Origin of the sequence: Jannaschia sp. GRR-S6-38 (assembly GCF_029853695.1) — a bacterium.
GTDB lineage: Bacteria > Pseudomonadota > Alphaproteobacteria > Rhodobacterales > Rhodobacteraceae > Jannaschia > Jannaschia ovalis.
This window is the reverse complement of sequence record NZ_CP122537.1, coordinates 167591-184571: the sequence shown is the minus strand read 5'-3', so window position 1 is coordinate 184571 and position 16981 is coordinate 167591. Positions and strand designations below refer to the sequence as shown.

The following is a 16981-nucleotide window of genomic DNA, read 5'->3' as shown; positions in this document are numbered from 1 at the left end:
GGAGGACAAGCCCGGATGGAGAATAGAACCCTGGCGGCGGCGGGCGCGATCCTGGCGGCGATGACCGTGATCGGCTTCATCGACCAGTATATCCGCCTGCTGGCCGACGCCTCCAGCCTGTGGACCTTCCACCTGCTGCGCACGGCGATGATGTGGGCGCTGGTGCTGGGCTGGCTGGTCCTGGCCGCGCGGGGCATCCGGGTGGTGCGCTGGCGCGGCGTCCTGGCGCGCTCGGCGCTGATGTCGACGGCGATGATCGTCTATTTCGGCGCCTTGGGCTTCATGCCGGTGGCGCAGGTCGCGGCAGGGCTGTTCACGGCGCCGATCTGGGTTTTGATCCTGTCGGTGGCCTTCTTCGGCCAGCGCATCGGGGCGGCGCGCATCCTCGCCGTGATCCTGGGCTTCGCGGGCGTGATCCTCGTGGTGGCGCCCGACCCGGCGCAGGTCTCGCCTTTCGTCTTCGCGCCGGTCGTCGCCGGCGCCTTCTACGCGCTGGCGGTGATCGCCACGCGCGAATGGTGCCGGGACGAGAGCGCGCTGGTCCTGTCGATGGGCATCTTCAGCTTCATGGGCCTCTGGGCGCTGGGCGGGATCGCGGTGCTGGCGCTCGCGGGCGAGACCGGCGGCTTCCTCGGCCGCGGCTTCGTGCCGCCGACGGCGACGGTCTGGGCGGTCTGCGCGCTGCAGGCGGGGGGCAGCCTGCTGGCGGTGATCCTGCTGACGCGGGGCTACCAGCTGGCCGAGGCCTCGGTCGTGTCGGTCTTCGAATATTCGGTGCTCGCGACCTCGGCGCTGTTCGGCTTCCTCGTCTGGGGCGAGACGATGGGGCCGGGGGGGCTGCTGGGCCTCGCGCTGATCGCGGGGGCGGGTTCGGTCATCGCGCTGCGCGGGCGGCGGGTGCCGGCGTGATCCTGTCGCCGGGGCGCGGCTATGTCTTCGTGCATGCGCCGAAGACTGGCGGCACCGCGATGACGCTGGCGCTGGAAGCGCGGGCCCGGGCCGACGACATCCTGATCGGGGACACGCCCAAGGCGGTCCGGCGGCGCCGGCGGATCGCGGGGGCGCAGACGGCGGGCCGGCTGTGGAAGCATTCGACGCTGGCCGATGTGCGCGGCCTGCTGCCCGACAGCGTTCTGGACGGGCTGCGCCCGGTGATGCTGGTGCGCAATCCCTGGGACCGGATGGTGAGCTATTACCACTGGCTGCGCGCGCAGGATTTCGACCACCCCGCCGTGGCGGCGGCCCGCGCGAAGAGCTTCGGCGATTTCGTGATGGACGCGGAGGTGGGCGAGAGCTTTCGCCGCCAGCCCTTCGCCAGCTACGTCGCGGGCGGGCGCGATCCGATCTTCCTCCGGCTGGAGCATCTGGACGCCGACCTGCCGGCCTTCGCCGCGCTGCTGGGATTCCGGCCGGAGATGCCGCATGCCAACCGCTCTGACCGTGCGGCCGATTGGCGGGGCTATTACGATGCGCGGACCCGCGCGCAGGTGGGCGCGGTCTGCGCCGAGGATATCGCGCGCTTCGGCTACGCTTTCGACGGCTAAGGCCTGCGTGCGCCGCGGGATGCCGGCCTCGAGGGCCCGCGATCCCGCATCCGGCGCTGTCTTCCCCGTATCCCGTCTCGCGGGGGGGCTTCGCGCGGTGGCATGACACCGGATTCGGGCGGGGATGTGGAACGGGCCTGCCGCGGATGCGGAAACGTCGGGGCGCGCGGAGCCGCCCTCACGAAAAAGCCCCGCCGCCCGGTGGGACGACGGGGCGATCGCGGGCGGAGCCGGGATCAGGCGGCTTTCGCAGCCGCCTCGCCGTAGAAGCTGCGGCCGTCCGCGGCCATGTCGCGCAGCATCTTGGGCGTCTCGAACCGGGCGCCGTGCGCGGCGGTCAGCGCCTCGGTCGTCTCGACCGCCCAGTCGGCGCCGACGATGTCGAGCCAGGAGAACGGGCCGCCCGACCAGGGCGCGAAGCCCCAGCCGAGGATGGCGCCCACGTCGCCCTCGCGGATATCCTCCAGCACGCCTTCCTCCAGCGCGCGGACGGCTTCGAGCACCTGCGCGAAGAGCAGGCGGTTCTGCACCTCGTGCAGGTCGGGCTGGTCATCGGACACCGCGTAGCGCTGCGAGATGCCGTCCCAGAGAAGCTGACGCTTCCCCTTCTCGTCATACTCGTAGAAGCCCGCGTTCGACTTGCGGCCGAGGCGGCCCTCGTCGGCCATCCAGAACAGCACCTCGTCCACCGCCTCGTCCGGATAGGCGTCGCCCATCGCGGCCTTGGTGGCCTTGGCGATCTTCACGCCCAGGTCGATCGAGGTCTCGTCGACCAGCTGCAGCGGGCCGAGCGGCATGCCGACCAGCTTGGCCGCGTTCTCGATCAGGGCGGGTTCGACGCCTTCCTTCACCATGCGGATCCCCTCGTTGATGTAGGGGATGATGCAGCGGTTAGCGTAGAAGAAGCGCGCGTCGTTGACGACGATCGGCGTCTTGCGGATCTGGCGCACGAAGTCGAGCGCCTTGGCCACGGCCACGTCGCCGGTCTTCGCGCCCTTGATGATCTCGACCAGCAGCATCTTGTCGACGGGCGAGAAGAAGTGGATGCCGATGAACTGCTCGGGCCGTTCGCTGGCCTTTGCCAGCTCGGTGATCGGCAGGGTCGAGGTGTTGGTTGCGAAGATGCAGTCCGGGCCGACCACGGCCTCGACCTTCTTCGTCATCTCGGCCTTGACGCCCACATCCTCGAACACGGCCTCGACGATCAGGTCGCAGCCCTTCAGCGCGTCGAGATCGGTCGTGGCGGTGATGCGGCCCAAGACCTCGTCCTTCTTCTCGGCCGTGACCTTCTTGCGCGACATCCCCTTGTCGAGGATGCCCTCGGAATAGGCCTTGCCCTTGTCGGCGGCGGCCTGTTCGCGGTCGATCAGCACGACCTCGATCCCGGCCTGCGCGCTGACATAGGCGATGCCCGCGCCCATCATGCCGGCGCCGAGGATGCCCACCTTGGACACCTTCTGATCGGGCACATCGGGGCGGTTCGCGCCCTTCTCCAGTGCTTCCTTGTTGATGAAGAGCGAGCGGATCATCGCCTCGGAGGAGGGGTTCATCAGCACATGGGTGAACCAGCGCGCCTCGATCTTCAGCGCGGTGTCGAAGGGCACGAGCGCGCCTTCATAGACCGCCGACAGCAGCGCCTTGGCGGCCGGATAGACCCCTTGCGTCTTCCCGTTCACCATCGCCGAGGCGCCGACGAAGGTCATGAAGCCCGCCGGGTGATAGGGCGCGCCGCCCGGCATCTTGTAGCCCTTCGCGTCCCAGGGCTTGACGATGTCCTTGTCGGTGGCCTGCAGCACCCAGGCCTTCGCGGCGGCGAGCGGGTCCTCGACCACCTCGTCGATCAGGCCCGCCGCGGCGGCCTTCTTCGGGTCCGAGAGCTTGCCCTCCAGAAGAAAGGGCGAGGCCGCCATCGCGCCCATCTTGCGCGCGAGGCGCGTGGTGCCACCCATGCCGGGGAAGATGCCGACCATGATCTCGGGCAGGCCGATCTTGGCCTTCGGATTGTCGGCGCAGAAGATGCGGTGGCAGGCCAGCGGGATCTCCAGCCCGATGCCCAGCGCGGTGCCGGGCAGGGCGCAGGCGACGGGCTTGCCGCCGGTCAGCTTCTTGGGGTCCATGCCCGCGCGCTCGATCTTGCGCAGGATGCCATGGCTGCGCATCAGCCCCTCGAAGAGACCATTCTCGGGCTCGTCGCCGGCGCTGGCCTTCATCTTGGCGATGACGTTGAGGTCCATGCCGCCGGCGAAGCTGTCCGCCTTGCCGGAGGTGATGACGATGCCCTTCACGGCGTCGTCGCCCAGCGCTTGCGTGACGCAGGCGTCGAGATCGTCCCAGCCTTCGAGGCTGAGCACGTTCATCGACTTGTCCTTCACGTCCCAGGTGATGGTGGCGACGCCGTCCGCGTCGGTCTGCATGGTGAAATCGGCCATGGGGCTTCTCCCTTTCGTCAGGGGTTCAGGTGTCGGAGCCGTCGCCCGCGCGGGCGTTCGGCAAGAGGATGGGCCAGCGCGTGTCGGCCACCACTTCGGAGGTGGCCGAGACCTGCCAGGCGCCGTCATCGGCGCGCCGCAGGGTCAGCTGGTTGCGATAGGGCGGTACGAGGCGGACGCCGTTGCGCAGGATGTGCGAAGTGTGTTCGCCGACGATTTCGTTCTCGCCGGTGAACTGCGCCTCGTCGACGATCCGGATGTAATCGGTCGCGCCGTTGCCCTTGAGCGAAGCCTGCATCCCCTCGACGGTCGAGATCATTTCGGCCTCGGTGGCGATGCGGATCTGGCCGCTCATGGTGCGCACGGCGTGGGGCAGGGGGATGAGGCGCAGGACCGTGTCGGAATTGCCCTCCAGGATGGCGCGGGACAGCACGTCCAGCACCTCCTGATAGATGTCCCGCGCCTCGGCCATGCCTCAGACCCGCTCGATGATGGTGGCCGCGCCCATGCCCGAGGCGACGCAGAGCGTGGCGAGACCGGTTTCCTTGTCCGCGCGCTCCATCTCGTCGAGCAGGGTGCCGATGATGATCGCGCCCGAGGCGCCCAACGGGTGGCCCATGGCGATGGCGCCGCCATTGACGTTGAGCTTGGCGTGATCGACCTCGAAGCGCTGCATGAAGCGCAACACCACCGAGGAGAAGGCCTCGTTGACCTCGAAAAGGTCGATATCGTCGATAGCCATTCCGGCATCGCCGAGGATCTTCTCGGTCACCGGGACGGGGCCGGTCAGCATGATCGTCGGATCGGTGCCGATCTTGGCGGTGGCCCGGATCCGCGCCCGCGGCTTGAGGCCCCATTTCTCGCCGAATTCCTTGGAGCCGATCAGCACGCCCGCGGCGCCGTCCACGATGCCCGAGGAGTTCCCGGCATGGTGGATGTGGTTGATCTTCTCGAGATGCGGGTACTTCATCAGCGCGATCTTGTCGAAGCCGGGCATGGTGGTGCCCATCGCCTCGAAGGCGGGGTTCAGCGCGCCCAGCGTCTGCATGTCGGTGCCGGGGCGCATGTATTCGTCATGGTCGAGGATCGCCAACCCGTTCACGTCGCGCACGGTGATGACCGAGCGGTCGAAGCGGTGGTCGTCCCAGGCGGCCTTGGCGCGCTTCTGGCTCTGCATCGCGAAGGCGTCGGCCTGATCGCGCGTGATGCCGTACTCGGTCGCGATGATGTCGGCCGAGATTCCCTGCGGGACGAAATAGCTGTTCATCGCGATGGAGGGATCGACCGCGATGGCCGCCCCGTCCGAGCCCATGGCCACGCGGGACATGCACTCGACCCCGCCGGCGATATAGCCGTCGCCCGCGCCGCCGCGCACCTGGTTGGCGGCCAGGTTCACGGCTTCCATGCCGGAGGCGCAGAAGCGGTTGATCGACAGGCCCGGGATCGCCTCGTGCAGCTTCGAGGCCAGCACGGCGGTCCGCGCGAGGCAGCCGCCCTGTTCGGCGACCTGCGTCGCGTTGCCCCAGATCACGTCCTCGACGGCGTGGCCCTCGAGCCCCGCGCGGTCGGCGAGCGCATCGAGCACCTGCGCCGAGAGGCGTGCGGCGGTGACCTCGTGCAGGCTGCCATCGGGCCGCCCCTTGCCGCGCGGCGTGCGGACGGCGTCGTAGATATAGGCTTCGGTCATTCGGACCTCCTTCATTGGCCGCGGTCGGACGGCCGACCGGGCATCAGATCGTAAGGGTGTTTCCAGCCGGGCAGGGCCGCGATGCGGTCGAGCCAGGCGTCGATGGCGGGCCAGTCCGCGCGGTCGAAGCCGAACGGTTCTGGGTAATAGAGATAGCCGCAGCAGGAGAGATCGGCATTGGTCGGGCCGTCGCCCACGATCCAGTCCCGGCCGGCGAGATGCGCGTCGAGCGTCTGGTAGGCGGCCCGGAGGCGGCCCTGCAGGAAGGCGATGACCTCCGCCGGGCGCTTGGCCTCGGGCAGGAAGTTCATCAGGAAGCGGGTCTGGCCGGCGACCGAGCTGAGCTTGTGATTGTCCCACAGCACCCAGCGCAGCACCTGGTAGCGGTCATCGCCCGCGCCGCCGAAGCGGCCCGTGCGGTCGGTGATCCATTGCTGGATCGCGCCGGACTGGCTGAGGCGGAAATCGCCCTCGACCAGAAGCGGCGCCTCGCCCATCGGGTTCGCGGCCCGCCATTCCGGCGTGCGTGCCTGACCGCCGAAGAAATCCACGAAGACCGGCTCCCAGTCGAGGCCGGACAGCTCCAGCGCCAGCGCGGCCTTGTAGGAATTGCCGCTCTCGCCGAAGCAGTGAAGCTGGATCGTCATGGCGTCGCCTCCTCCCCGAGGTCTGCGCGTTCGTACCGGCGGTTCCGCCGCCCGCCGCCTGTGGCGCGGGCGCGGCGGTGCTCAGTCCGCCGCACCCTTCTCCGCCCGCTTCTCCAGCATCGCCTTGTGCAGCGACAGCCGGTGCGGAAGGTTTTCCTTGTGCGTCACGCTTTCGAGGTTCTCGAACAGAAACGACAGCGCCTCGCCCTCGTCCAGCCCCGTCTCCTCGGCGAAGCGGCGAAGCCGGCGGTAGCCGGCCTCGCTCATCTGCGCCTGGAAGCGGCGGGTCAGGCGGCGGGGGCGCGGCATCGGCGCCTCAGAACGCGCTGGCCTTCAGACCCATGATCGTCTCGGGCCCGGTCTGAATCCGCGCAAGATGCATCCCCGTCGCCGGAAGCTGGCGCTGCATGTAGTAGCGGCCCGTGGCGATCTTGGCTTCGAGGAAGTCGCGATCCGCGCCGTCTTGCTTGAGCAGCGCGCCCGCCTCCTTGGCCATCCGCGCCCACATCAGCCCCAGGCAGACATGGCCGAACATGGTCATGAAGTCATACGAGCCCGCGAGCGCCGCGTTCGGGTTCTTCATGCCGTTCTGCATGAAGTACATGCCCGCCGCCTGCAGATCCTTCGACGCCGCCTTCAGCGGCTCGAGGAAGCCGCCCTTCAGCGTCTCGTCCTCGGCGTTCTCCTTGCAGAAGGTCTTCACCATGTCGAAGAAGGCCATGACGTGCTTGCCGCCGTCCTGCGCGAGCTTGCGGCCCACGAGGTCCAGCGCCTGAACGCCGTTGGCGCCCTCGTAGATCATCGCGATCCGCGCGTCGCGGGCGAATTGCGACATGCCCCATTCCTCGATGTAGCCATGCCCGCCATAGACCTGCTGCGCGGCGGTGGCGTATTCGAAGCCCTTGTCGGTCAGGAAGCCCTTGATGATCGGGGTCAGCAGCGAGATCAGGCCGTCGGCGTCCTTGTCCTCGTTGCGATGCGCGCGGTCGATCATCTGCGCGCCCCAGAAGGTGAAGGCGCGGGCGCCTTCCACGAAGGACTTCTGGTCCATCAGGTTGCGACGGATGTCGGGATGCACGATCAGCGGATCGGCCGGGCCGTCGGGGTTCTTCGCGCCGGTCACGTCGCGGCCCTGCAGGCGGTCGATCGCATAGGCGAGCGCGTTCTGATACGCGATCTCCGCCTGGGCGTAGCCCTGAAGGCCGACGCCGAGGCGGGCCTCGTTCATCATCGTGAACATGGCGCGCATGCCCTTGTGCTCGGTCCCGAGCAGGTAGCCCTCGGCCTCGTCGTAATTCATCACGCAGGTCGAGTTGCCGTGGATGCCCATCTTCTCCTCGATCTTGCCGACCGAGACGCCGTTGCGGGCGCCGAGCGAGCCGTCCTCGTTGACGAGGAACTTCGGCACGATGAAGAGCGAGACGCCCTTGATGCCCTCGGGGCCGCCCTGGATCTTGGCCAGCACGAGGTGGACGATGTTGTCGGCCATGTCGTGGTCGCCGGCGGAGATGAAGATCTTCTGGCCGGTGATCTTGTAGCTGCCGTCATCCTGCGGCACCGCCTTGGTGCGCATCATGCCCAGATCGGTACCGGCATGCGGCTCGGTCAGGTTCATGGTGCCGGTCCACTCGCAGGTGGTCAGCTTGGGCAGCCATTTCTGCTTCTGCGCGTCGGTGCCGTGGGCGTGGATCGCCGAATAGGCGCCGTGGGTCAGGCCCTGGTACATGTTGAAGGCCATGTTGGCCGAAGACAGGATCTCGCCCACCGCGGTCTGCATGAGGTAGGGCAGGCCCTGGCCGCCATACTCCGGATCGCAGTCCAGCGCCGTCCAGCCGCCGTCGCGGACCTGGTCGAAGGCCTCCTTGAAGCCCTCGGGGGTGCGCACGACGCCGTTCTCCAGCGTGCAGCCCTGCGTGTCGCCCACCACGTTGAGCGGGTGCAGGACCTCCTGCGCCAGCTTGCCGGCCTCTTCCAGCACGGCGCCGGTGAAGTCGCGGTCCATTTCGTCATAGCCCGGGATGGACTGTTCGGAGGCTTTCAGCACGTCGTGGAGGACGAACTGCATGTCCTTGGTCGGGGCGGTATAGCTGGGCATCGTAATCTCCCTGATCGTGTGGCGGGGGCGGGCGCGCCGCCCCGAATTATCCTTGGTGTCTGGCGTCCGGTCAGCCGGCCTTGCGGCCCTGCATCTCGGCCATCATCTGCTCGCCCCACCGAAGCTGCTCCTCGAGCTCGGCGATGGCGGCGTTCAGCTCGTCGCGCTGGGCGATCATACCGCTCAGCCGGTCGCGGCCGATCTCGTAGCTGCGGGCGAGTTGGGTGTATTGCCCGTCGCCCAGATCGTAGAGATCGAGCAGCTGGCGGATCTGTTCCAGCGAGAAGCCGAAGCGCTTGCCGCGCAGGATCAGCTTGAGCCGGGCCCGGTCACGCCGGGTGAACCAGCGGCGCTGGCCCTCGCGCTGCGGGAAGAGAAGTTCCTTCGCCTCGTAGAAGCGAAGCGTCCGGGGCGTGACGTCGAAATCGTCACACATCTGCCGGATCGTCATCAGGTCGGTCGACATCCAGTATTCCTTGGTCTGCAGGTTTGCTGGCCCGAAAATCGGAAGGTTGCGGGGGGGATACAAGAACGGGTGACGTTGACGTAACCACGACGTTACGTCACCCGCAGAGTGACGTAACTTCCGGTCGCGTCAAGCAGGCGAGACGAAAGATTCTCGACCTTCAGGGCGGTCCCGGGGGCGCAAGGTGACCCCGGGAAAAGCGGCGGTTCGGGCCGCTGTCGGAGAGGCGACCCGGACGGGATCTGAGTCGGTTCGTTTGCCTTGCGCCTCCGATACCGGCCTGGTCCGCGGTGCGGGGCATGGCGGACCCGTCGAAGTCAATCCGACGGCGGAGCGAATGCGGCATAGACCTCGGCGGCGGTCATGGTCTCGGTCTCGTCGGCCAACGTGTAGAAGGGCGGCTTCTCATCGATGAAGACCTGCAGGGAAAGCCGCAGGCCTGACTGGTCATCGAGCAATCCCACGGCAATCTGGAATTCGTCGCTGTCGATGAGGTGATAGAATAGATTGGACCCGCATTTGCTGCAGAAGGCGCGTTCGGCCCAGTCGGAGGACCGGAACCTGGTGATGCTGTCCTCGCCCTCGAAAGTCGCGTTCGTGCACGACACCTCGAAATAAGGCCCCGACGACCAGCGACGGCACATGTCGCAATGGCACGCGGCCACCTTGGGGTCGCTTGCGGTGCATCGAAATCGGACCGCGCCGCACAGACATTTTCCCGTCAGATCCACGTCCTGCGCCATGTGTCTTCCTCCCTCCAGTCGGCCACGGGTTTGCCGCAGAGGATCCTAGCACACTGATCCGAGACGACGTCGGGTCTGGACGTCTTCCAAACGGTGGCACCCAGAACCGGTCACAGAGGGCTCGGAGCCACTGGCTGCGCCGAAACCGAAACATGCGCTTCAGAGCGAGATAGATGTCAGGAATGGGCAGACCGGGCCGTCTCAGCTTGCCATTGCGGCACGACCCAGACGGCTCACCCCTTGGCGTCGAGGTCGCGCTTCACGCCGTCGCGCAGCTCCTTGAGCTCGTTGATCGCCTCGTCGAGATGCTGGCGGCGTTCGGCCAGTTCGGCGAGCTGCTTGTCGGCGAGGTCGATCCAGACGCGCATCTGCGTGCGGCCCTCGGGATCGGCGTCGTAGAGCTCCAGCCATTGGCGGATCTCCTCCAGCGAGAAGCCGAATTTCCGGCCCCGCAGGATCAGCGTCATCCGCGCGATCTCGCGCGGGCCGTAGAACCGCCCCCGGCCTTCGCGTTCGGGACGCAGGAGTTCGATATATTCGTAATGGCGCAGCGTGCGCGGCGTGACCTCGAACCGCCCGCACATCTGCTTGAAGTCCAAACGCTCCGACATGGCTCCTCCCTTGCGTAAACCTTGGCATGCGGTTTTCGGGCTGTCCATCGGGGGACTTGTGGCGGCGCGGACGGGCGGGCAAGGCTGCGGCCCATGACCGATCTGACCGATATGTCCGGCGGGGACGAAGCCGCCCGGGACCGCGCCGCGCGCCAATTCATCGCGGCCCTTCCGCATTGCCGCGCGCTGGCCATGAACGTCGAAAGCGTCTCGGCCGGGCGCGCCACCGTGGCGATGCCCTATGACGAGAAGCTGGTGGGCGATCCGGCGACCGGGGTGATTCACGGCGGCGCGGTGTCGGCGCTGATGGATACCTGCGGCGGCGCCGCGGTGCTCTGCCACCCGTCGCAGCCGCGATCGACCGCGACGCTGGATCTTCGCATCGACTACATGCGCGCGGCGCGGCCCGGGCAGCGCATCGTCGCGCACGCCGTCTGCCACCACGTCACCCGGTCGGTCGCCTTCGTGCGGGCCGAGGCCTTCGACGAGGAGGATGCGGGCCCGGTTGCCGTGGCCAATGGCGCCTTCAGCGTCTCCTTCCCGGAGCGGACGTCGTGAACCGCCCCGCCCCCGAGCCGATCCAAATCGTCAAGCAGCGCCGCGACGGCGCCTTGCGCGCGCTGGTCGAGGGCGTGCCGTATGTCCGCTTCATGGGCATCAGCTTCGACCGGCGCGGGGACGAGCTGACCGGCATCCTGCGCTTCGATGACAAGCTCATCGGGAACCCCGCGCTGCCCGCGCTGCACGGCGGGGTGACCGCGGCCTTCCTGGAGGTCACGGCCATCGTCACCCTGTCCTGGGCGATGCTCTGGGACGACCTGGAGGCCGGGCGGCTGGACCCCGCGACGCTGAGCCACGAGACGCTGCCGCGCCTGCCCAAGACCATCGACTTCACGGTGGACTACCTGCGCTCCGGCCTGCCGCGCGACGCCTATGCGCGGGCACGGCTGAACCGCTCGGGCCGCCGCTATGCCAGCGTCCAGGTCGAGGGCTGGCAGGACAACCGCGACCGCCTCTTCGCGCAGGGCACCGGCCATTTCCTGATGCCACGCCAGGATGGCTGAGGCCGAGGCCGCGGGCCCGCCGGGATCGGTTCTCAGCCACCGCCGCGTCCTCAGGATCGCCGTGCCCGTGGTGCTGTCGAACGCGACCGTGCCGATCCTCGGCGCGGTGGACACGGGCGTGGTGGGCCAGCTGGGCGAGGCCGCGCCGATCGGCGCGGTGGGGATCGGCGCGATCGTCCTGTCCTCGGTCTACTGGATCTTCGGCTTCCTGCGCATGGGAACGACGGGTCTGGCCGCGCAGGCGCTGGGCGCGGGCGACCGGACCGAGCTCGTCGCGCTTCTGAGCCGGGCGCTGCTGATCGCGGCCGCGGCCGGGGCGGTGCTGATCGCGGGGCAGGTGCTGATCTTCGCCGGCGCCTTCGCCGTCTCGCCGGCCGAGCCCGTCGTCGAGGCGCTGGCGCGCGACTACATGGCGATCCGCATCTGGTCCTCGCCCGCCGCCATCGCCGTCTACGGGCTGACCGGCTGGCTGATCGCGCAGGAGCGGACCGGCGCGGTGCTGGTCGTGCAGGTGGCGATGAACGGCGCCAACATCCTGCTCGACCTCGTCTTCGTGCTGGGCTTCGACTGGGGCGTGACCGGCGTCGCCTGGGCCACCTTCCTGGCCGAGTGGTCGGGGGCGGCGCTGGGGCTCTGGTTCTGCCGCGACGCCTTCGCCACGCCCGCCTGGCGCGACCGGGCACGCGTGCTGGACGCCGCGCGGCTGAAGCACATGGCGGCGGTGAATACGGACATCCTGATCCGCTCGGTCCTGCTGCAGGCGACCTTCGTCAGCTTCCTGCTCTGGGGCGCGGATTTCGGCACGGTGACGCTGGCCGCCAACCAGGTGCTGCTGCAATTCCTCTACATCACGGCCTACGCGCTGGACGGCTTCGCCTTCGCGGCCGAGGCGCTGGTGGGCCGTTTCTTCGGCGCGGGCGACCGGGCGCGGCTGCGCCGGTCGGTGCTGCTGACGGGCGGCTGGGGGGTGGCGACGGTGGCGATGCTGAGTCTGGGCTTCGCCTTGGGCGGCGGCTGGATCGTGGATCTGATGGCGAAGGACACGGACGTGCAGGCCGCCGCGCGCGCCTTCCTGCCCTGGATGGTGGCGGCGCCGCTGATCGGCGTGGCCGCCTGGATGCTGGATGGCGTCTTCATCGGCGCGACCCGGTCGCGCGACATGCGCAACATGATGATCGTGAGCTTCGTCGTCTATCTGGCCGCGCTGGCGCTGCTGGTCCCCACGTTCGCGAATCACGGGCTCTGGGCCGCGCTGATGACCAGCTTCGCGGTCCGCGGCCTGACGCTCGGCGCGCGCTATCCGGCGCTGGAGCGGGCGGCGGGCGCCGCCCCCTGACCCCCGAGGTATTGCATGCCAGAGGACGTCGCGGTCAGAGCCAGCGGTCGCGATCCGTCCCCACCGCCTCGGCGACGTTCTCGAACCCGTCCCGCGCGAGCAGCCGGTCGAGCCCGGTGGCGAGCGTCGCGGCGAGCTCGGGGCCCGCATAGACCAGCCCGGTATAGAGCTGCACCGCCGTCGCCCCCGCGCGGATCTTGTCATAGGCCTGCCGCGGCGTGGCGATGCCGCCCACGCCGACCAGCGGCATGTCGGGCATCAGCGCCGAGAGGCGGGCCAGCACGCGGGTGGAACGCTCGAAGAGGGGTTGCCCGGACAGGCCCCCCGCCTCGGCCGCGTGCCGCGAGCGCAGGCCGGTGCGGTCGAGCGTCGTGTTGGTCGCGATGATGGCGTCGACGCTTGCCGCGGCCTCCGCCAGCTCCTCGAGCTCGGCCGGGGACAGGTCGGGCGCGATCTTAAGGAAGACGGGCACCCGCCGGGGCAGGGCGTCGCGGGCGTCCATCACCCCCGCGAGCAGCGCGCGCAGCGCCGCCGCGCCCTGCAGGTCGCGCAGCTTCTCGGTATTGGGCGAGGAGACATTGACCGTCGCGAAATCGACATGCGGGCCGCAAGTCGCCAGGACCGAGGCGAAATCGGCGGCGCGGTCGGCGCTGTCCTTGTTGGCCCCGAGGTTGAGCCCGACGATCGAGCCGCGCGGGCGGGCGGCCAGGCGGGCGGCGATGGCCGCGGCCCCATCATTGTTGAAGCCGAAGCGGTTGATCGCAGCGCGGTCCTCGGTCAGGCGGAAGAGCCGCGGCCGGGGGTTGCCGGGCTGCGGGCGCGGCGTGGCGGCGCCGACCTCCAGCCAGCCGAAGGCTGTGCGCGCCAGCGCATCCAGCGCCACGGCGTTCTTGTCGAAACCCGCGGCGAGCCCGATCGGATTGGGCAGGTCGAGCCCCGCGAGCGTGACGCGCAGCCGGTCGGAGCTCAGCGGCCCGCCGCGCGGCCCCAGCCCCGCGCGCAGCGCCGCGAGCGCGAGGCCATGCGCGCGCTCGGGCTCGAAGCGGCGGAGCGCGGCGAGGGCGAGGCGGTCGATCATTCCATGCCGGCGGGGAAGACGTGGCGGCCATCGGCCAGGGGTAGGGGCTGGGCCCATTCCACCTGATCTACGCGCAGCGGCGCGTAGAGATGCGGGAAGTCCTGCCCGCCGCGCGACGGCTCCCAATGCAGGTCGGATCCGAGCCGCTTTTCGTCCACGGCGATCAGCCAGAGCCCCTCGACGCCCGCGAAATGCCTCGCCGCCGTCTCGGCGACCTGCGCGGCGGTGGAGAAATGGATATAGCGGTCCTCGCGGTCGATGGGCGCGCCCAGCGTGCTGCCATCCGCGCGGAGCGCCTCCCATTCGGGCGTTCGGAAGAGCTTGTAGATCATGGCCGGCGGGATGCCGCGCGGATGTCCCGGCGTCAAGCGCGCCCCGCCGCCATATGGTTTTGACAACCCCGTGCCAGCAGCGCAGCATCCGCCACATCCAAACTAGGGGGTTTGACCTGATGCACCGTTTCCTGACCGCCACCGCCGCGCTGGCCCTGACCGCGGGCAGCGCCGCCGCCGACGCGCATGCGGCCTACACGCTTCACATCCTGCACATCAACGACCTGCACAGCCGGATCGAGCCGGTCAGCAAGTATGACGGCACCTGCTCCGCCGAAGACGACGCGGCGGGTGAATGCTTCGGTGGCGTGGCCCGTATCAAGACCTTCATCGACGGCAAGCGCGCCGAGCTCGAGGGCGAGAACGTCCTGGTCCTCGATGCCGGGGATCAGTTCCAGGGCAGCCTGATGTACACGACGTACAAGGGCGACGTGGAAGCCGAGATGATGAATGCCATCGGCTTCGACGCGATGGCGGTCGGCAATCACGAATTCGACGACGGTCCCGAGCAGCTCGCCGAATTCGCCGGCGAGGTCGACGTGCCGATCATCTCGGGCAATCTGGACCTCAGCCAGTCCAACGTCCTGGGCGAGGAGCAGGTGGGCGATCATCTGATCGTCGATCTCGGCGGCGCCCGTGTCGGCATCGTCTCGGCGCTGGCGACCGACACGGTCGAGACTTCCAGCCCCGGACCGAACATCATCTTCCAGGACGAGATCGACGCGCTGCAGGCGGATGTCGACACGTTGACGGAAATGGGCGTCGACAAGATCATCGCGCTGACCCATGTCGGTCTGCCGGCCGACCGTCGCATCGCCGAGGCCGTGACCGGTCTGGATGCGATCGTGGGCGGGCATAGCCACACGCGTTTCTCGAACACCGAGGAGGGGGCCGAGGCCTATCCGACGACGGTCAACGGCGTGCCCATCGTGCAGGCCTATGCCTACTCCAAGTATGTGGGCCACCTGACGCTGGCCTTCGACGAGGAGGGCAACGTGATCGACGCCTCGGGCGACACCACGCTGCTCGACGCCTCCGTGGAAGCGGATGCCGCGATCTCCGCCCGCGTGGCCGAGCTGGCCGGACCGATCGAGGAGTTGAAGAGCACCGTGATCGGCGAGGCCGCCGATTTCATCGAGGGCGACCGCACGGTCTGCCGGGCGCAGGAATGCGCGATGGGCAACCTCGTGGCCGACGCCATGCTCGACCGCGTGGCCGACCAGGGCATCGCCATCGCCATCGCCAATGGCGGCGGTCTGCGCGCCTCGATCGACGCGGGCGAGATCACCATGGGCGAGGTGCTGACGGTGCTGCCGTTCCAGAACACGCTGGCGACCTTCACCGCCACGGGCGAGACGATCCTCGCTGCGCTGGAGAACGGCGTCAGCCAGATTGAGGAAGGCGCGGGCCGCTTCCCGCAGGTCGCGGGCATGAGCTTCGCCTTCGACGCCTCGGCCGAGCCCGGCAGCCGCGTGAGCGACGTCATGGTGGGCGGCGAGCCGATCGATCCGGCCGCGACCTACGGCGTGGTGACCAACAACTACGTCCGCAACGGCGGCGACGGCTACGCGATGTTCGAGGCCGCCGCGGATGCCTATGACTTCGGCCCCGGGCTCGAGGTCGTGGTGGCCGATTACATCGCCGCGCTGGGCGGCACCTACACGCCCTATACGGACGGGCGCATCACGGTGAACTGAACACTGTTCCGCGACAGGACCGCCCCGCCCTTGCGGGGCGGTCCGACCCGAAGCGCTTGTCGCGCCTCGTGCCGCTCTCTAGGGTCGGTTGGACCCCGCGGCATCGGACCTTCCCGACGCCGCGCGCGGCTGCAAGACGGAGCGTGACATGCTGGCCCCGCGCCACCCCCGGACGCCCGAGCGTCTCGCCGCGATCGAGCGTTACCGGCTGGGCCAGCAGGCGCAGGACGGGACGCTGGACGGCCTCGTCCGGCTGGCCTCGCACATCACCGGCTGCCCGGTCGCGCTGGTCTCGATCGTCCACGCGGAAGCGCAGATCTTCGAGGCCCGGATCGGCACCGACCTGACCCAGACCGGGCTGGAAGCCTCGGTCTGCTCGCACACGATCCTGGGCGCCGACCTCCTGGAGATTGAGGACATGCGCACCGATCTCCGGACCGCCGACAACCCGCTCGTCACCGACCCCGCGGATCCGTTCCTGTTCTATGCGGGCGCGCCGATCACGACGGCGGACGGCCTGCCGCTGGGCAGCTTCTGCGTGCTCGACCGCAAGCCGCGCCGCCTCGACGCCGCGCAGCGCGAGGCGCTGAGCATTCTCGCCAACCAGGTGATGCAGCGCCTCGACCTCCAGGAGGCGCTGCGCCAGCAGGACGCCCTGCGCCGGGAGGTGGACCACCGCGTCAAGAACAGCCTCGCCAATGTCGCGGTCCTGGCCCGCCAGGCCGCCCGCCAGGCCGAGGGCGCCGAGGCGCGCGATGCGCTGACCACAATCGAACGCCGGATCCGCGTCATGGCCGAGCTGCATGCCGATCTCTATCGCGCCGACGATCCCGATGCGCCGATCGCGGCGGGCGCCTATCTCACCCGCATCGTCAGCTTCCTGCGCGACGTTGCGCCGCCCGATGTCGAGCTGGACGCGACCTTCGAGCCGCTTTCGCTGAGCTCCGGCCGCGCGTCGGCGCTGGGGGTTCTGGTCAACGAACTGGCCAGCAACGCCTTCAAGCACGCCTTCCCGAACGGCCGGGGCGGGCATATCCGCTTCCGGGGGGAGGTGGTCGAGGGCGACCGCTACCGGCTGACCTGCGTGGATGACGGCATCGGCGCCGCGGGAACCGGCGACGGCGACAAGCCCGGCCTGGGCCAGCGGATCATGCGGGCCACGGCCTCGCAGCTCGACGGGGCGCTGACGCTGGAAGCCCGCGATGACGGCTATCGCGGCGAGATGCTGTTCCCGCTGCGCCCGCCGATGTGA

The 16981-nt window shown here is 69.1% G+C and carries 18 protein-coding genes; 7 read left to right on the top strand and 11 right to left on the bottom strand.

Annotated elements, in window-relative coordinates; genetic code table 11:
- The first annotated feature begins 15 nt into the window (after window positions 1-15).
- On the top strand, window positions 16-909 hold the full coding sequence (locus P8627_RS00885) for a DMT family transporter (protein WP_279965597.1): 894 nt from the start codon (window positions 16-18) through the stop codon (window positions 907-909).
- On the top strand, window positions 906-1544 hold the full coding sequence (locus tag P8627_RS00880; protein ID WP_279965596.1) for a Type II secretory pathway, pullulanase PulA: 639 nt from the start codon (window positions 906-908) through the stop codon (window positions 1542-1544). Before P8627_RS00885 ends, P8627_RS00880 begins: the two co-directional genes overlap by 4 nt.
- A 236-nt stretch (window positions 1545-1780) precedes the next feature.
- Here the strand turns inward: P8627_RS00880 and P8627_RS00875 are convergent, their stop codons facing one another.
- The 9 genes from P8627_RS00875 to P8627_RS00835 all read right to left on the bottom strand — a co-directional run bounded on the left by P8627_RS00875 (window position 1781) and on the right by P8627_RS00835 (window position 10222).
- A complete protein-coding gene (locus P8627_RS00875; protein WP_279965595.1) occupies window positions 1781-3973 on the bottom strand; it encodes a 3-hydroxyacyl-CoA dehydrogenase NAD-binding domain-containing protein in 2193 nt (730 codons plus the stop codon).
- Between the two features lie 25 nt (window positions 3974-3998).
- Window positions 3999-4445, bottom strand: coding sequence for a hypothetical protein (locus P8627_RS00870; RefSeq protein ID WP_279965594.1), 447 nt, complete (start codon window positions 4443-4445; stop codon window positions 3999-4001).
- Window positions 4446-4448: 3 nt separating this feature from the next.
- The gene (locus tag P8627_RS00865; protein WP_279965593.1) at window positions 4449-5660 is read right to left on the bottom strand and encodes an acetyl-CoA C-acetyltransferase; all 1212 of its coding nucleotides are present in this window, start codon (window positions 5658-5660) and stop codon (window positions 4449-4451) included.
- Window positions 5661-5671: 11 nt separating this feature from the next.
- Window positions 5672-6307: a glutathione S-transferase family protein gene (locus P8627_RS00860; protein ID WP_279965592.1), complete on the bottom strand. Its 636-nt coding sequence runs from the start codon at window positions 6305-6307 to the stop codon at window positions 5672-5674.
- An 81-nt stretch (window positions 6308-6388) separates the two neighbouring features.
- Window positions 6389-6616: a hypothetical protein gene (locus tag P8627_RS00855; RefSeq protein ID WP_279965591.1), complete on the bottom strand. Its 228-nt coding sequence runs from the start codon at window positions 6614-6616 to the stop codon at window positions 6389-6391.
- Window positions 6617-6623: 7 nt separating this feature from the next.
- A complete protein-coding gene (locus P8627_RS00850) occupies window positions 6624-8402 on the bottom strand; it encodes an acyl-CoA dehydrogenase C-terminal domain-containing protein (protein WP_279965590.1) in 1779 nt (592 codons plus the stop codon).
- A gap of 70 nt (window positions 8403-8472) precedes the next feature.
- Complete coding sequence (locus tag P8627_RS00845) at window positions 8473-8868, bottom strand: MerR family transcriptional regulator (RefSeq protein WP_279965589.1); 396 nt, start codon at window positions 8866-8868, stop codon at window positions 8473-8475.
- A gap of 317 nt (window positions 8869-9185) precedes the next feature.
- Window positions 9186-9611: a GFA family protein gene (locus P8627_RS00840; protein ID WP_279965588.1), complete on the bottom strand. Its 426-nt coding sequence runs from the start codon at window positions 9609-9611 to the stop codon at window positions 9186-9188.
- Between the two features lie 233 nt (window positions 9612-9844).
- Window positions 9845-10222 (bottom strand): MerR family transcriptional regulator, encoded by a 378-nt coding sequence (locus P8627_RS00835; protein ID WP_279965587.1) that lies wholly within the window; start codon window positions 10220-10222, stop codon window positions 9845-9847.
- A 93-nt stretch (window positions 10223-10315) separates the two neighbouring features.
- On the opposite strand from P8627_RS00835, the gene P8627_RS00830 reads away from it, so the two are divergent.
- The 3 genes from P8627_RS00830 to P8627_RS00820 are packed head-to-tail and all read left to right on the top strand — an operon-like array spanning window position 10316 to window position 12622.
- Window positions 10316-10780 (top strand): PaaI family thioesterase, encoded by a 465-nt coding sequence (locus P8627_RS00830; protein WP_279965586.1) that lies wholly within the window; start codon window positions 10316-10318, stop codon window positions 10778-10780.
- Window positions 10777-11286, top strand: coding sequence for a PaaI family thioesterase (locus P8627_RS00825; RefSeq protein ID WP_279965585.1), 510 nt, complete (start codon window positions 10777-10779; stop codon window positions 11284-11286). Before P8627_RS00830 ends, P8627_RS00825 begins: the two co-directional genes overlap by 4 nt.
- Entirely contained in the window at window positions 11279-12622 is a 1344-nt protein-coding gene (locus P8627_RS00820; protein WP_279965584.1) for an MATE family efflux transporter, read from the top strand. Before P8627_RS00825 ends, P8627_RS00820 begins: the two co-directional genes overlap by 8 nt.
- Before the next feature lie 34 nt (window positions 12623-12656).
- Here the strand turns inward: P8627_RS00820 and P8627_RS00815 are convergent, their stop codons facing one another.
- Together P8627_RS00815 and P8627_RS00810 are read right to left on the bottom strand one after the other, a co-directional pair.
- Window positions 12657-13700, bottom strand: a complete 1044-nt coding sequence (locus tag P8627_RS00815; protein WP_279965583.1) for a quinone-dependent dihydroorotate dehydrogenase — start codon at window positions 13698-13700, stop codon at window positions 12657-12659.
- Complete coding sequence (locus P8627_RS00810) at window positions 13697-14032, bottom strand: DUF952 domain-containing protein (protein WP_279965582.1); 336 nt, start codon at window positions 14030-14032, stop codon at window positions 13697-13699. The genes P8627_RS00815 and P8627_RS00810 overlap by 4 nt, the downstream gene beginning before the upstream one ends.
- A 119-nt stretch (window positions 14033-14151) precedes the next feature.
- Between P8627_RS00810 and P8627_RS00805 the strand changes: the two genes are divergently transcribed.
- Complete coding sequence (locus P8627_RS00805; RefSeq protein WP_407932957.1) at window positions 14152-15729, top strand: bifunctional metallophosphatase/5'-nucleotidase; 1578 nt, start codon at window positions 14152-14154, stop codon at window positions 15727-15729.
- Window positions 15730-15877: 148 nt separating this feature from the next.
- Window positions 15878-16981 carry a histidine kinase dimerization/phosphoacceptor domain -containing protein gene (locus P8627_RS00800; RefSeq protein ID WP_279965581.1) on the top strand — a complete coding sequence of 368 codons (1104 nt, stop codon included), beginning with the start codon at window positions 15878-15880 and terminating at the stop codon, window positions 16979-16981.